Genomic DNA, 16,017 nt, shown 5'->3' with positions numbered 1-16,017 from the left:
TTGTACGTTTTTGTTTATGGGTCCTTATGCAAACATCAGAAAAACCATGATTTATTAAATGAGGCAGTTTTATATGCCGAACAAGCCTGGACAGCGGGAAGTCTTTATACCGGATCCAGCTACTACCCGCTACTCATAAAAGATGATACGGCTGTCACTTATGGTGAATTGTATGAAATAAACGAGAACAGCTTGGAACACTTGGATTTTTTAGAAGGGCATACTTCAAAAGAAGCTCTATTTAAAAGAGAGTCGGCCCTGGTGGGAACAGAAAAGGGAGATGTTGAAGCATTTGTCTATTATTGGCCGCATGCCACCGGAGGAACGCATGTGCCCTTTAATGATTGGAAAGTTCATCAAATGACAGCCGATCCTTTTATTTATTACTTCGCTTACGGATCATGTATGGATCACGTCCGTTTCACTGAACATAAAGTAGACCATCTTTTTACTGAGTTGAAGGGTAAGGGAGAATTGGAGCATTACCGTTTAGGATTTTCCCACCACCTCTCAGACGGGGGTCGTGCAGATATCATTGAAGATACAGGTCATTCAGTCGAGGGGGTAGTGTATGAAATATCTGAAAATGCCTTAGAATACTTGTATCAGCGTGAAGGAGTCAACACGGGAGGATACCGTCCTACAGTCGTCGATTTGATATTAAATGATGATACATTGGTTCAAGCCTTGTCATTTACTGTATTAGACAAAAAAGATGATCTTACCCCACCTTTACACTATGCTTCAGAGATCCATCGGGGAGGTTCCAAATACTTATCTCCTCACTATATGACAGGAATTGAACAGCGTTTTTTAAACGATCTCCCTGTCAGGGACTTTTATGACTATCTACAAAAAAGGAGTAGAAAAAAATGATACAGACGATGTGGTCGAAATTCACAGCCAGAGACTTCTCCACACAACAGTATGTAAATTTTACCCACCGAAGCTCTGCCAATGAAGCGATCATTATCGTTCACGGAATTACTGCAGAATTAGACCATCAAAAGGAGTTCGCATCTTCATGCAAGCGGAATGCTGATGTATTCTTGCCGATTTTGCGAGGTTATGTTCAAAACCGAGGAGATATCGGCTACATCGGACAATTTGATGATGACTTGTTCGATTTCATACATTTTATCGAAGCAAAAGGATATGAAAAGATCACTTTAATCGGTCATTCCATGGGTTGTGCCAACATCTTACGCCTCATCAAGAAGAATCCACTCCTTGCAGATGAGTACATATTTGTTGCGCCTTTCTTCCATCCCCGTTTGCCTGTGTACCACGATGATGCGACAGAACAGCCTGAACCTAGAACCGATGTGGACTATACAGTCTATGATAAAAAAGTATTTTTTCTGATGGTTCTGCACAAGATGAACATTCATCGATTCAACCAGCATACGGTCGCAGAAATACCGGACGAATTCCACCATAGCCGCCGGTTACATTTGAGCTTCCGTCTTCTAGTATCAAGGTTTCTGGAACACATCCCTTCTACTATATTCGAGGCGATAGAAAACCGCATCTCTATCTATGTGGGGGAGAAAGATGAAGTCATCCAGCATGAACAATTGAGGGACTGGGTGAAGGAAAAATGGGGCCATGAAGTGCAGTTTATTAAGGGGACGGATCATAACCATATTCTGCATCATCCAGACCTGCATGAAGCGATTTATTAAAATAATTCGGGAGTGGTTGAACGGTCCTCCCCAAAGACATAGCAACCAGTAAATGATGTTCGATCAATCAGCTCTGGCTATTAATGAATGTCATACTTGAGTCAAAAGGCAGCTTCAGAGTAAAATGATAGGGACTAAGGATGAAAAAGGAGATTACTGATGCCTTCGATGACACAAACCAATTTAGATAAATTTCAGAACTTATATGGTGCTTTAAAAGAAAAAAATGATGAGGTCAATCAAAATAAAATATTGGATTTAATAGATAAAGTGGCGAATCAAGATATGAGGATAGGTTTTGCCGGCCATTTTTCTGCAGGTAAATCAACGGTGATCAATACCTTGCTAGCGGATGATCTGCTTCCATCCAGCCCTATTCCTACCAGTGCGAATATCGTCCGTTTAAAAACAGGCTCACCCTATACGGTAGCGAACTTCCAAAATGGACTGCCTGTCAAGTACGAAGGCGAGACAGACATCGAAACCATTAAATCTTTATGCAAAGACGGTGAAGTCGTTACAGGATTAGAAATCAGCCGCCCCCAGGGAAAACTTCCCCCCCACGTATCAGTCATAGATACCCCGGGCGTTGACTCGACAAATGACGCGGACCGATTAATTACGGAATCTTCGCTGCATCTCATGGATTATATCTTTTATGTCATGGACTATAACCATGTTCAATCTGAAGTGAATTTGATGTTTCTATCAGAAATGCAAAAGCGGAGAATACCTTTTTCAATCATCATTAATCAGGTTGATAAACATGTTGAAGATGAGCTCTCATTCGATCAATATAAAGAAAGTGTCGAAATGGCTTTGGAGCAGTGGAGAATTGTTCCAAGCGCGATTTATTTCACGTCAATGAGAGATTTCTCCCATGAACAGAATGAATACTTCCGTCTGAAAGATGACTTCGAGGACTTGTTTAAACGCGCTCCTGAAACGATAGCAGCACAGGCGGAAATGGAAGCGGAAGTGATCATTGACGAAAGTGTCCGTCAGTTCGAAGAAGAGTTTCAAAGTCAACAGGAAGCTTTGATAGACAGAAAAGAATCCATTTCACAACAATTAGCTGAAAGTCCTATAGATGAGTATAAACTTCTCAGGAACCAGCAACTTGATCAGGAAGCAGAGGAGGCTTTTGAAGCGCAAGTATACTCTTTCATTTCAAATGCCTATCTTATGCCAAGTGGGTTGAGAGAATCTGCAGAAAGGTATTTGGAGTCTCTCAGACCTAATTTTAAAATCGGGATCATTTTTTCCCGGAAAAAAACAGAAGAGGAACGACAAGCTAGGGAAGATGCATTCTATGAGGCGCTGCAAGGTTCTATCGAGCAGAATTTGAAGTGGCCATTAAGAGATCGGATGCTCAAAACGATGGATCAATATTCCGTTGCCGATACAGAGTTATTGGCAAAGGTACATGCCGTTGATTTCAACTATCCGAAAGAACGCCTGCATAAACTTGTCGAATCGGGAGCGGAAGTGACAGGACCTTACATCCTCCGGTACACAGATCAAGTAGCTAAAGATATCCAACAGGCCATGCGGCAATTTATCCGTTCATGGCAAGCGGATTTCTTAACCGAAATTAAACAGCAGCAACAGAAGTTGCAAGCTGATCATCATCTCCATCTTCAAATGCTGGAAGAAAAAGAAGGCATTGAAGAAGAACTGGTGAAAATAGAAAAAGAACTTCGAACCTACAAGAAAGAATTAAAGGATCGATTTTATTCCGAGGGTGCTTCTTCACCCTCTGAGCAAGCGATGGAAGATTTAAGACAGAGAAATGAGCAAGTCGTAACCAAGTCCATTGAAGATGTCCCAACCTTACAAAGCGAAGAGAAAAAGAGAGAGGAATCCGTTGTAAAAGAACGAATGAATGCTGCCCACTCTGTGCAAACAACACTAGACAGAGTCCGAACAACTTTAAAATCAATCCGTTCCATTGAAGGTCTGGAGGGTCTGTACCATCAATTGGTGCAGAAACAACAACGGTTAGAGAACAGGCATTATACGATTGCTTTGTTCGGTGCATTCAGTGCAGGGAAATCCTCGTTTGCAAATGCACTTCTGGGAGATCAGGTATTGCCTGTATCACCGAATCCGACCACTGCGACGATTAATAAAATTTCACCACCAACTGAGAAACAACCGGACAAAACCATTGAAGCTCAAATTAAAAGCGAGCATCAACTGCTTGATGACCTGGAACCGATTTTAAGTAATCTCCAGATTGAATCCGACAGCTTACATGAGGTTTTCGAAGAGGCCGGGCAGCTTCCCGAGAAAGACTGGAATCACCTGGACCAGAAGCAACATACCTTTCTGCGGGCCTTTATAAAGGGATATGAAACAATGCGCTCTTCCTTGGGAGAAAGTCTTACAGTACCCTGGGAGGACTTTGCCTCTTATGTAGCTGAAGAACACAAATCCTGCTTCATCGAAGAGATGGAATTGTATTATGATTGCACGTGGACACAAGCCGGAATCACCCTTGTCGATACACCGGGAGCGGATTCTGTTAATGCCAGACACACCGATGTCAGTTTTGAATATATCAAAGATTCCGATGCAGTTTTATTTGTGACTTATTACAATCATCCTTTTTCCCATGCTGATCAAAAGTTCTTAAAGCAATTAGGAAGAGTAAAAGACAGTTTCGCAATGGATAAGATGTTTTTCATCGTAAATGCAGCAGACTTAGCTTCATCAGAAGATGAGCTTCACCAGGTCGAAAATTATATCAAGGATGAGCTTAGTGAATTTCAAATTCGCCAGCCACGTTTGTTCTCGGTTTCAAGCTTACATGCATTACAAGAAAAGCGATCTAACATCGAGCTTAATTCAGGAATCACCTCCTTTGAAGATACATTCCATGAATTTTTGGAAGAGGAACTGGCTCAGATGCTTATTCAGTCGATCGAAACCGATTTATCACAAGTAAAAGAAATGATTGCCCATTTCATTCATACAAGCAGGCTTGATGAAAAAGAACGGCAGCATCAGAAAGAAGAGTTGATGGAAGAAAAAGAATCAGCTCTAAACCTTTTTGAGAATCGGTATGACGCCGGTGCGATCGATACGATTCAGGATAAAGCGGAAAAACAGATGTATTATGTGCATGAACGAATGATGTTGAACTTTACCGACTTTTTCAAACGACATTTCAATCCGGCTACAATCAATGGGAAAGAGCAGGATGTCAAAGATCAATTCAAAGGAGCTCTTGAGCAATTACTTGTTGAAATAAACTTTGAAATGGTCCAGGAAACAAAAGCTGTTTGTGTAAGATTGGAACGTACCATCGAGGAGGTCCTTGATCAATCACGGAGGAGATTGGAAGAAGATCTTCGAACAATCCGACCAGCATTGAAGCTGAATCAAGAAGAAAAACCTTCTCTGCCACTGCCAACTATTGAAGGGGAAGTCACCATCGACAAGAAACAAAAGGACCTTGCGTTAAAGGGATTTAGAAATACAAAGTCATTCTTTGAGAAGAATGAAAAGGAAATAGTAAAGGACCACTTGAGTGCGTCTGCTTCACCAGTACTTTCCCAGGAGCTGCAACAGTTATCCGTAATATTGAGCTCTCATTATATTAATCAGTGGGAACAAACTTATCAATTTTCTGCTGCAGAATGGGAGAAACAAGTCGGAGTTGTTTTCAATAATTTGCTGCACAATATGGAACACCCGATAGACCCTTCGTCATTGGAAAAAATTTATCAGCAACTGTTCTAAACGATTCTTTTCTTCATAAAATGAGTTAAGCGAAAAAAACCCCAGTCTAAGGATTTCTTCCTCCTCCTTAGACTGGGGACTTTTTTTGCTGAAGAATTAGAGTGAACATAGTGGTGGATTTTCTTTTGAGAGCAAAAGATCTCACAGGCAGTCATATGAAAAATAAAAAGAACCCTTTATCAGGGCTCTTATTTGGTGAATCTTATATTTTGACTTCGACTTCGGCTTCTTCGCGTAGTTTTTCAACAAGCTTTGTGACTTGTTCATGTTCTTTTTGCGTTTTCAATTGCTGCTCAAGTGTAGGTTTCACTTCTTCAAATGATCCTACATCCTCTTGCTGTTCTTTTAAGGTATCGTATTGGGTCTGCAGTTCTTCTTCTGCCACTTCAGTTTCTTCTGTTTCCCCAGCGATATATTCATCAACTTTCATCTGAAGTTTGACCTGCTCTTTCAGTTCTTCTTCTGTAGTGTTATTTTCATCCAGGGCGGCTTGCAACTGTTCTTCATTCTCGAATTGACCGGTCATTTCTTCATATCTTTGATCGACTTCTTCACTGGAAATCTCAATATCTGCTTCTTCAGCTTTTTGACTGAGAAGTTCTGCGCCAATCATTTGATCGACGACCGATTGTTTGATTTGGTCCTCTTGACCCTCAATATCCATGCCATACTGTTCGTACTGTTGCTTCATGATGTCCAACTGCTGGTTGAACTCCTCTCGGGATAGCTCTTCACCGTTTACAACAGCTACTGGCCCAGTTGCTTCCTCTTCATTTGCTGTTTCATCCGATTGTCCGCTATTTTCTTGTTCGGTTTCTTCATTATTACCTTCAGCGGATTCATCATCAGAATTCGAGCATGCAGCTAAACCGATGGTCACGAGAAAACCGATCAGCACAATCAAAAACGTTTTTTTCATAGCTGTTTTCTCCTTTTGTATTAAGTTTTAAACGGAGTGTAGCACATCGGTCATAAGTTGTAAACAAATTCTGGAATGAAGGTCAAGCCTTACACATAGACATAAACGGAAAGGGGGAGGGTTAATGTGAATCCATATGCTCAGCAAGGGCCTTATCGGCAAACCTATGCATCTGAAACAGCTCAAGTCAGCTTTTTGAGCAGTCCTCTTGCACCTGAATTGAAGGGTGCGATGCAATTTTATCAGATGCCTTATGGAGTGGAAGTGTTTGTTCAGGTGGAGGGGTTACCAGCATTTCAAAAAGCGAAAAACGGGAAACAAGTAGGGCCTCACGGTTTTCACATCCATGAAAAAGGAGTTTGCGATATCGGTGATGGGAAAGATCCTTTCAGTTCAGCAGGAGGGCACTGGAATCCGGATGGACAGCCACACGGAAATCATGCAGGGGACTTTCCTGTACTTTTCTCAAACCATGGAAGAGCGAGGATGATATTTTTCACGGATCGCTTTCAAGTGAAAGACATAATCGGTAAAACAGTGATTATCCATGACGGACCAGATGATTACCAGTCACAGCCGAGTGGAGATTCAGGAAAAAGGATTGCTTGCGGTCTCATTGAAAAATCGTGAAAAAATGGAATAAATGACTACTTCTTCGTATATACTTATAGTGTAGAATCATTCGTATGCTGTACTTGACTTCGCCGGTGAGTCATAGTATAGTTATAAATAGATAGCAATTACCAATATAAAGAAGTTACAGCTTCCAATCACCTATTATAAAGAGTGATCAATCATTATTGGTACTTTTTATAATATGTGATTTTTTCATTAAAGCAAAACGCATATTAATTTTAGAAATATTGGAGGATCCATTCCTATGAAAACAGGTACAGTGAAGTGGTTTAACGCGGAAAAAGGTTTCGGTTTTATCGAGGTTGAAGGGGAAGACGATGTATTCGTACACTTCAGCGCAATCAACGAAGAAGGCTTCAAATCTCTTGAAGAAGGTCAAGCAGTAGAGTTTGAAGTTACTGAAGGAAATCGCGGACCACAAGCTGCAAACGTAACTAAAATATAATTAAAAATAAAAAGAGGCTGGCTTTAGAAGGTCAGTCTCTTTTATATCATTTCAAGTCTAAGGGAGGCTACACCAATGGCTTTCGGTAAAAAGAATCAGGCTGAAATCAAAGAAGAAGATACAAAGATCTGGGTGTGTTCATCCGAAGATTGTAATTGTTGGATGAGAGATAACTTCAGAACGAATAACGAGAAAAAATGTCCGATGTGCGGCAATCCGATGGAGGAAGAGAACAAAGTCCTTCAGGTAGTAGAAAACAACAGTCTATACTATAAATCTCAATCATGAGAAAAAGCGATTGCTCCCACTGCAATCGCTTTTTCTTTTGGTAAGAGGAATGCACCTTGATAAATCGAAAACCTGCAAAGAATCCGGACAGATGATGAGGTCGTATATTCTCATCCAAACACCTGTTAATCAAACCGTGAAGATGATATCATTTCATATGCAGAAGGCCGTCCTTGTTAAAGGATGGATGGCAGAGTATATACTGTTACTTGCAAGAAGGTTCCTTCAAAACGTAAGGTGCGACTGTCATCTAGAGCGAAGGAATGATATAATCTTACTGTTATACAAACGTACGAACTGGAGGACTAGCTAATGTTAACTGTAAATAATGTAAGTCTTCGTTTTGGAGATCAAAAGCTTTTCGAAGATGTCAATATAAAATTCACACCAGGGAATTGCTATGGATTGATTGGAGCGAATGGTGCCGGTAAATCTACATTTCTTAAGGTGTTAAGCGGAGAAATCGAAGCTCAGACCGGCGACGTTTCCCTGAAGAATGACCAGCGCCTTGCCGTGCTTAAGCAGAACCACTTTGAATATGATGAATACCAAGTGTTGGAAACCGTAATCATGGGGCACACCCGTCTCTATGATGTCATGAAAGAGAAAGACGCTATTTATATGAAAGGTGAATTCTCTGAAGAAGACGGTATGCGTGCTGCTGAATTAGAAGGGGAATTTGCGGAGATGAATGGCTGGGAAGCTGAATCTGATGCAGCCCGTCTCTTGAAAGGATTGGGAATCGGCGAAAACCTGCATGATAAACAGATGAGCGAGCTGGCGGGTTCAGATAAAGTTAAAGTGTTACTAGCTCAAGCTTTATTCGGTAACCCTGATGTTCTGCTTCTCGATGAGCCGACCAACCACCTGGATATTAAAGCGATCCAATGGCTGGAAGATTTCCTCATCGATTTTGAAAACACAGTCATAGTCGTCTCCCATGACCGTCACTTCCTGAATAATGTCTGTACTCATATTGCAGACTTGGATTTCGGTAAAATCCAGATTTATGTCGGTAACTATGACTTCTGGTATGAATCCAGTCAGTTAGCTATGAAGATGGCGCAAGAGCAAAATAAGAAAAAAGAAGAGAAAATCAATGACTTGAAAGAATTCATTGCGCGTTTCAGTGCGAATGCCTCTAAATCCAAACAAGCGACATCACGTAAAAAATTGCTTGATAAGATTACGCTCGATGATATTCAACCTTCATCAAGGAAATATCCGTATATTTCATTCAATGCAGATCGTGAAATCGGAAATGACCTGTTGACGGTTGAAAACTTGTCTAAAACGATTGGTGGAGTAAAAGTGCTTGATAACATCAGTTTCACTCTGAACAAGGATGATAAAGTAGCTCTTGTCGGAGCAAATGAGACGGCTAAGACTGCACTGTTCCAAATCTTGATGGGTGAAATCGAACCTGATGAAGGCACGTATAAGTGGGGAGTGACTACTTCTCAAAGTTATTTCCCTAAAGATAACTCAGCATTCTTTGAAGGATCCAACCTCAGCCTTGTAGAATGGCTTCGTCAATATTCACCGGAAGACCAGACAGAGACGTTCCTTCGCAGCTTCTTAGGCCGTATGCTGTTCTCTGGTGAGGAAGCATTGAAGAAAGCGAATGTTCTCTCCGGGGGAGAGAAAGTCCGTTGTATGCTTTCTAAAATGATGCTTTCAGGAGCGAATGTGCTTCTTTTAGATGAGCCGACCAACCACCTGGATTTAGAGTCCATCACTTCCTTGAACAAAGGATTGATCAATTTCAAAGGATCTGTCATTTTTGCTTCCCATGACCATGAATTCATCCAAACCATCGCTAACAGGATTATTGAAATCACTCCGAATGGTATTGTTGATAAAGAAATGAGTTATGATGAATTTTTGAACGATCCAGAAGTCCAAAAGCAGTTAACTGCAAAATATGCATAAATGATTAAAGCGTCTGTCACCGTCGACAGGCGCTTTTTTTCGATTATTTATGTTTTTATTCTTACGCAGGTGGTAAGAATATATAAGAAAAGACATTATTTTGTATGTAAGATTTTGGCGAATGAAGATAGATTCAGAGCATTTTTGACTGATTATCAGCCCAGATGCTCTTTTTGTAATGTCTGTGACATATGGATGTTAATTTTGAAATCAAACTGTTGCTTGTTTGTTCTTAATTTCTACTGAAATTCTGGTAATCTTGTAATTGTGACATGATCACCTTATTGAAAATAGTGATCAACCAATCAAGAGGAGGCAGAATTTTATGAAAAAAACTGTATTTTCTGTTGCAGCGACCGTGGCATTAACAGGAGTATTAGCAACAACTGTGAGTGCTGAAGAATATAAGATCAATAAAGGTGATACACTTTGGAGCATTTCCCAAAAGTATGATGTATCTGTAAGTGATTTGAAGTCCTGGAACGATTTAAATTCCAACTTGATTTACCCGAGTCAATCATTAACTGTAAACAATGAAACAGCAACTACTACTACTAAATCTTCGAACAATTCCACTTATACAGTGAAATCCGGAGATACGTTGTACGCCATTTCACAAAAATTCAATATTACAGTGGATCAATTGATGGCGTGGAATAACCTATCTTCTACCCTCATCCACCCTGGCGATCAGTTCAAAGTAGATGGACAAGCAGCAAAAACTTCTGCACCATCAAGTAACAGCAGCAGTTCAAACAGCAGTTCCAATACGTCCACAGCTACACAAACAAGCACTACACAAGATACAGGCAATGATGTTGTGAAAGAGTTCACCGCAGAAGCTACAGCTTACACAGCTAACTGCACAGGGTGCAGTGGAGTAACAGCAACAGGAATTGATTTGAATGCAAACCCTGATCAAAAAGTGATAGCGGTAGATCCGAACGTCATTCCATTAGGATCTAAAGTTCACGTAGAAGGATATGGTGTTGCGATTGCAGGAGATACAGGCGGAGCTATTAACGGAAACCGTATTGATGTATTCATGCCTAATCGTGAGGACGCATTGAACTTTGGTAGAAAATCTGTAAAAGTACAAGTGTTAGCTGACTGATAGCATATCTTTATAAGAGAATGCTTTTATACTTTACTTATCAAACCCCTTACTGAATGAATTTTCAGAAGGGGTTTTTAATTTGGATGTTTATTGCTTTGACATGGAGATACTTATTGATAGACTATACTCACATTGACTAACGAAAGGGGAGCTATACATGAAAGCGATTGTACATGAAGGGAAAACTGGATTAGAGGGTTTACATCTTAAGGATATGGATTCACCAACGTTGAAATCCAGAGAAGTGAATATCAAAGTACATACAGCGGGGATGAACAGAAGAGATTTAGCGGTTGTGACTAAAAGACACAAAGCTGAAGATCCAGCTTTGATACCTGGATCTGATGCCGCAGGTGTTGTGGAAGCTGTCGGAAATGAAGTCACTAAGTTCCGTGTGGGGGATAAGGTAGTCGCAAATCCAGGATTAGGGTGGCAGCAAAAGTCGGATGCTCCTCCAGAAGGATTTGAAATCGTCGGTCTTCCCGATCATGGTACGTTTGCAGAATACTATACCTGTACAGAAGATCATGTAGAAACAATGCCAGAGCATTTAACTTTCGAGGAAGCGGGAGTTCTGCCATTGGCTGCTCTCACTGCTTATCGAGCATTGATGACAAGAGGGAACTTGCAAGCCGATCAAACAGTCCTGTTACCTGGAATTGGAAGCGGTGTTTTAACATATGCTTTGAAATTCGCTAAAGCGATTGGGGCACGTGTAATCGTTACTTCCAGATCAAAAGAAAAACAGGAGGAAGCTTTGCAGTTAGGAGCGGATCTGGCTATTTCCACAGAGAGTGATTGGACAGACGAATTGGCTGAAGAAAAGGTGGATATCGTAGTCGAAAGCATCGGGCAGGCTACATTCAATAAATCATTAGGTATTGTCAGAAAAGGCGGAACCGTTGTCACATTTGGTGCGACGACTGAAGATGAGGTGAGCATCAATATCCGTAAGTTCTTCTACGGTCAATACAATCTACTAGGATCGACGATGGGGAGTGCCGAGGAATTCCGTGAGATGCTGACATTTGTGACCGAAAAGCAGATTCACCCTCAGTTGGACAAGGTTTTCCCGATGGAAGATTATCAGCGGGCATTCGAATATTTAAGAGACACAAAAAATTTCGGGAAAATAGGTCTTCAACTGTAAGCGTCTCTCTCTTAAAACTTAGTAGCAACTCCGAACTAAAAATAAAACAAATCCATAAACCGAACGAATGTGCGTATGATTAGACAAATCAACCACCTTTTATTGTAAAATAGGAGTAGCAACTATTTTCATAGGAGGTGGATTTTTTGTCTCACAAAAATAACCCGAAGCGTTTTGCCTTGAATATGAGTGCCGCCCAATTTACAAAGTTTTATATAATGCATTTGTTACAAGTACATCAGCCGATGATCAGTGAACACTTCAAATCAGAGTTCAAAAAGTTGACAAACAACTGGGTTCCAGCACCTTCCACACTATTAGACACTTTGCATGAAATGTCAGAACAAGGGTTATTATATCGAAAAGAAGATTACAAGTCACATGATAAAAAGAGACAAAAAGTATACTGGTACTCCCTTACAGACGAGGGTAAAGAAGAATTTGATGTTTTGAAAAAGCGTTATAAATTACTTTTCGAAGAACAGATGCAAATATTGAAACAAATCATGAATGATGTGTACCGGTAATAGAAAGGATGTACTTAGTTGAAACTCAGCGTATTAGACCAGAGCCCAATTTCCAAAGGACAAACAGCAACAGAAGCGCTTCATCAAACGATCAGCCTGGCTCAATCCACTGAAAAATCTGGCTATCATCGTTATTGGGTAGCAGAACATCATAGCACGAACGGACTTGCGAGTACATCACCTGAAATATTAATCGGTCAGATCGCTGCTGCAACAAATCGAATACGTGTGGGATCAGGCGGAGTTTTATTACCTCAATACAGCCCGTTAAAAGTTGCCGAAAACTTTCGTATGCTGGAAGCCTTCTATCCTGGACGCATCGACCTGGGCCTTGGCCGGTCTCCTGGAGGGGGGAAGAAAACACAGCTTGCTCTTACAGATGGACTTGAAAAGTCACTAAGTTCTTTTTCAAGACAAGTGAAAGAACTCCAACAATTTCTCAACGGGGCCGTTCCAAAAGGTGACAGGTATTTTGGAGTGAGTGCAAGACCATATACCAGTAATCAGCCGGAGTTGTGGGTTTTGGGGTTAACAGCACGTGGTGCAAAACATGCAGCAGTGAATGGCACCGGCTTCACTCTTGGACATTTTATTAATCCGGATCAAGGAAGAGAAGCGATCCATGTTTATCGGGAAAAATTCAAGCCCTTAAAGGAAGCAGACAATCCGAGAGTAAATGTGTGCATTTTTGTAATTTGCGCAGACACAGAAGAAGAGGCAGAAGAACTGGCTTTGAGTCAAGATTTATGGTTGCTTCAAGTTGAAAAAGGCATAGAGACTCGAGTCCCATCGATAGAAGAAGCGAAAGAATATCCATATACGAAAGAAGAAATTAATAAAATTCACCAGAATCGGAGGCGCTGCATCATAGGGGGCCCAACCAAGGTGAAGAATGAATTGATTCGCCTGGCCGATTTATACGGTACAGATGAATTCCTTATCATAACTAATATTTTCAACTTCACCGAGAAATTGAAAAGCTACGAAAGGGTTGCAAAGTTATTCACCTAGTTACAAGTGCCTAATCATTGATGAATCTCCTCCTTTCACCCATACAGTTCACCCTGGTTCAACATATATAAAAGTAAAGGGGGGGATTGGAATGAGTAAAGGATATGGTGGAGGCTTTGCGCTAATCGTTGTTTTGTTTATTCTCCTGATTATTGTAGGAGCTTCTTGGTGGTATTAATAGTTAAAAGTGTGGCAACTGCCACGCTTTTTCTATTTACATAAACCAGACCATTTTAAAATGACGATGGGTAAGCTATAATAAGTAACATTACGTTTCAAAAAAGGATGGAATATGTATGTCAGATGTAAATATGCTAGGTACAGTCCAAAAGTGTACCGTTTTGAAAAAAATCACTGAAGGCTTTGTAGTTTCAGCGAACAATCAAGAAATCCATTTGCCGGATGAAGAAATTGCAGAAATAGACAGTGAGCTAGAATTAAATGACACCTTAGACCTTTTCATTTATTCCGATAAAAAAGGACGAGTCTCTGCTACCTTGAACATCCCTGAAATCACCAGGGATTCATATGGTTGGGCAAATGTAGTTGAAGTGGTTCCGAATATGGGAGCATTCGTCGACATCGGTTTACGCGATAAAGACATTCTCGTATCAAACGACCACCTGCCTTTGTGGAAATCCGTCTGGCCAAAAGAGGGCGACCATTTATTTGTAAGTCTAGAAATTGATAAAAAAGGACGTTTACTGGCAGAGCCTATCTCAGAACAAGAAGTCATGGATGATTTAGAACAAGCTCCGGAAAATCTGCTTCACCAGGAAGTGACTGCCAGAGTATATCGTGCCATCAAAGCAGGGACAACTGTCCTGACAGGAGAAGGATATAGAGGATTTATCCATCCAAGCGAAAGAAAAGAGGAACCGCGTTTGGGAGAAACCGTGACTGCCAGGGTCATAAATGTCAAAGAGGATGGAACCATCAACCTTTCTCTCCGTCCATTGAAGAAAGAAGGAATGAAAGAAGATGCTGAAGTCATTTATGATTATTTAGTAGAAAATGACGGCGTGATGCCTTTTCACGATAAAAGTGATCCAGAAGCTATCAGAAATACGTTCAATATCAGTAAATCCGCCTTTAAAAGAGCCTTAGGTCAACTGATGAAAGAAGATAAAGTCGAACAAACTGAAGGAAAAACTTCCATCAAACACTAATTACTTCCAACTAAGTAGCAACTCCGAACAAAAAATAAAAAACAAGCTTCTAAGTGGCAGCCGTTTTTCAGCCAGGAAGCTTGTTTTTTTATGCTAACTTTCATATTCTTTATTAACACCATTGCTGAAAACCACTTCTAATTTAAATTCTTTGAATGTTTGATCTAACCCTAATATATTTAAAACTTCTTCAATGACCTCATCTTCTGGAGTGTTTTCATCAAAACTCATTTCCTGAAAGTGGGGGGTAAGCTGGTCCAAAGCTTCTTCACCACTTATTCTTTCTTCTCCGATTTCATGAATAACTGCCTTCGTCTGCTGATTTTCATGCTCATAGTCAATTCCATAGGAAAGGGTATCTACATAATCCACTTCCATATCAAACTTTGTAAACCTAAAAGCGCTTGGTGCAGTCTGTTGAGTATCAAAAGCAATGTTTTCAATATTCGTCAGCTTTTGGGTATCCATAGCTTCATCTTTATTATTCGTGCCTCCACAACCAGCTGCGATCAATATACAAAAGAAAACAAAAGTAAGTATGCCAGATCTGATCATATTCATCCCTCCATTCGATGTCTCTAGGATAGCCAAAAAAAAACCATTTCATAACATTGGCTAATTAGAAACATTAGAATATTTTATCGTTTATCAAGATGATAAAATTAAGATATGAGGGAATCCGTTCAAGGAGGTTGTTAAGTGAAAAAAATTATTATATGGACCCTAAGTATCATCATTATTTTAGGATTAAGTGCCGGTTTTGCTTATTATAACGGCTGGGGAGCAGCTTCCAAGGAAAATAAAATGAAGGTTGTTCAAATGTATAATGGAGAAGAGGAAACATATTCTGATCAAGATTTAAAGAATTTATTGACGGAAACTCAATATGATGTGACACAGAATGACGGCACAGAGTCAGCGTTTAATAATGAGTATTGGAATAATAAAGACAAAGGAATTTATGTAGATATTGTATCTGGTGAGCCTTTGTTCAGCACAGCTGATCAATATAAATCAGGAACGGGGTGGCCGAGCTTCTCACAGCCGCTTGTAGAAGAAAATATCGTTACTAAAGATGATCCAGGTATTTTTGGTGTAAGGACTGAAGTGCGAAGCGAAGGAGCTGACAGCCACCTTGGGCATGTTTTTAATGATGGCCCCGATCCCACTGGTCTCCGTTATTGTATGAACAGTGCAGCTATGGAATTCATACCAAAGGATGAGATGGAAGCGCGTGGATACGGTCCTTTTTTAGAAGATATTAAATAATTAGTCAAAGGATAGAGTATAAAATCTCTATCCTATTTAATTGATATTGATTATCATTGACAATTACCGAATGCATCTATATACTCATTAATGATAATGATAATCCTTCTCATTCATACATA

The 16,017-nt window shown here is 40.3% G+C and carries 16 protein-coding genes; 14 read left to right on the top strand and 2 right to left on the bottom strand.

Features of this window, described 5'->3' with window-relative positions:
• From ACTWPX_RS04615 to ACTWPX_RS04605, 3 genes are all read left to right on the top strand, one after another.
• On the top strand, positions 1–876 hold the full coding sequence (locus ACTWPX_RS04615) for a gamma-glutamylcyclotransferase (RefSeq protein WP_443118693.1): 876 nt from the start codon (positions 1–3) through the stop codon (positions 874–876).
• Positions 873–1,685, top strand: a complete 813-nt coding sequence (locus ACTWPX_RS04610) for an alpha/beta hydrolase (protein ID WP_443118692.1) — start codon at positions 873–875, stop codon at positions 1,683–1,685. The genes ACTWPX_RS04615 and ACTWPX_RS04610 overlap by 4 nt, the downstream gene beginning before the upstream one ends.
• Before the next feature lie 159 nt (positions 1,686–1,844).
• Positions 1,845–5,432 (top strand): dynamin family protein, encoded by a 3,588-nt coding sequence (locus ACTWPX_RS04605; protein WP_443118691.1) that lies wholly within the window; start codon positions 1,845–1,847, stop codon positions 5,430–5,432.
• Positions 5,433–5,634: 202 nt separating this feature from the next.
• Here the strand turns inward: ACTWPX_RS04605 and ACTWPX_RS04600 are convergent, their stop codons facing one another.
• Positions 5,635–6,351, bottom strand: coding sequence for a SurA N-terminal domain-containing protein (locus ACTWPX_RS04600; RefSeq protein WP_443118690.1), 717 nt, complete (start codon positions 6,349–6,351; stop codon positions 5,635–5,637).
• A 126-nt stretch (positions 6,352–6,477) separates the two neighbouring features.
• Here ACTWPX_RS04600 and ACTWPX_RS04595 point away from each other — a divergent pair, with 126 nt between their 5' ends.
• From ACTWPX_RS04595 to ACTWPX_RS04550, 10 genes are all read left to right on the top strand, one after another.
• A complete protein-coding gene (locus tag ACTWPX_RS04595; protein WP_443118689.1) occupies positions 6,478–6,981 on the top strand; it encodes a superoxide dismutase family protein in 504 nt (167 codons plus the stop codon).
• Positions 6,982–7,231: 250 nt separating this feature from the next.
• The gene (locus ACTWPX_RS04590) at positions 7,232–7,432 is read left to right on the top strand and encodes a cold-shock protein (RefSeq protein WP_008640023.1); all 201 of its coding nucleotides are present in this window, start codon (positions 7,232–7,234) and stop codon (positions 7,430–7,432) included.
• Positions 7,433–7,507: 75 nt separating this feature from the next.
• The gene (locus ACTWPX_RS04585; RefSeq protein ID WP_128522624.1) at positions 7,508–7,720 is read left to right on the top strand and encodes a cold-shock protein; all 213 of its coding nucleotides are present in this window, start codon (positions 7,508–7,510) and stop codon (positions 7,718–7,720) included.
• A gap of 312 nt (positions 7,721–8,032) precedes the next feature.
• A complete protein-coding gene (locus ACTWPX_RS04580) occupies positions 8,033–9,652 on the top strand; it encodes an ABC-F family ATP-binding cassette domain-containing protein (RefSeq protein WP_128522625.1) in 1,620 nt (539 codons plus the stop codon).
• Positions 9,653–9,977: 325 nt separating this feature from the next.
• The gene (locus ACTWPX_RS04575) at positions 9,978–10,766 is read left to right on the top strand and encodes a LysM peptidoglycan-binding domain-containing protein (protein WP_443118688.1); all 789 of its coding nucleotides are present in this window, start codon (positions 9,978–9,980) and stop codon (positions 10,764–10,766) included.
• Positions 10,767–10,926: 160 nt separating this feature from the next.
• Positions 10,927–11,919, top strand: a complete 993-nt coding sequence (locus tag ACTWPX_RS04570; RefSeq protein ID WP_443118687.1) for a zinc-binding dehydrogenase — start codon at positions 10,927–10,929, stop codon at positions 11,917–11,919.
• Positions 11,920–12,065: 146 nt separating this feature from the next.
• Positions 12,066–12,446 (top strand): PadR family transcriptional regulator, encoded by a 381-nt coding sequence (locus ACTWPX_RS04565; RefSeq protein ID WP_128522628.1) that lies wholly within the window; start codon positions 12,066–12,068, stop codon positions 12,444–12,446.
• A gap of 18 nt (positions 12,447–12,464) precedes the next feature.
• Positions 12,465–13,457, top strand: a complete 993-nt coding sequence (locus tag ACTWPX_RS04560) for an LLM class flavin-dependent oxidoreductase (protein ID WP_443118686.1) — start codon at positions 12,465–12,467, stop codon at positions 13,455–13,457.
• A gap of 91 nt (positions 13,458–13,548) precedes the next feature.
• Positions 13,549–13,635, top strand: a complete 87-nt coding sequence (locus ACTWPX_RS04555; protein WP_008640034.1) for a YjcZ family sporulation protein — start codon at positions 13,549–13,551, stop codon at positions 13,633–13,635.
• A gap of 118 nt (positions 13,636–13,753) precedes the next feature.
• Positions 13,754–14,626 carry a CvfB family protein gene (locus tag ACTWPX_RS04550; protein ID WP_443118685.1) on the top strand — a complete coding sequence of 291 codons (873 nt, stop codon included), beginning with the start codon at positions 13,754–13,756 and terminating at the stop codon, positions 14,624–14,626.
• Between the two features lie 93 nt (positions 14,627–14,719).
• Here ACTWPX_RS04550 and ACTWPX_RS04545 read toward each other — a convergent pair whose 3' ends face one another.
• Entirely contained in the window at positions 14,720–15,181 is a 462-nt protein-coding gene (locus ACTWPX_RS04545) for a YusW family protein (protein ID WP_443118684.1), read from the bottom strand.
• Positions 15,182–15,325: 144 nt separating this feature from the next.
• Between ACTWPX_RS04545 and msrB the strand changes: the two genes are divergently transcribed.
• A complete protein-coding gene (gene msrB, locus ACTWPX_RS04540; RefSeq protein WP_443118683.1) occupies positions 15,326–15,895 on the top strand; it encodes a peptide-methionine (R)-S-oxide reductase MsrB in 570 nt (189 codons plus the stop codon).
• Positions 15,896–16,017: the final 122 nt, after the last annotated feature.

Source organism: Halobacillus sp. H74 (assembly GCF_052246715.1).
GTDB classification, from domain to species: Bacteria; Bacillota; Bacilli; order Bacillales; family Halobacillaceae; genus Halobacillus; species Halobacillus litoralis_A.
The sequence above is the reverse complement of the archived record's forward strand: the minus strand, read 5'-3'. Positions and strand labels throughout refer to the sequence as shown.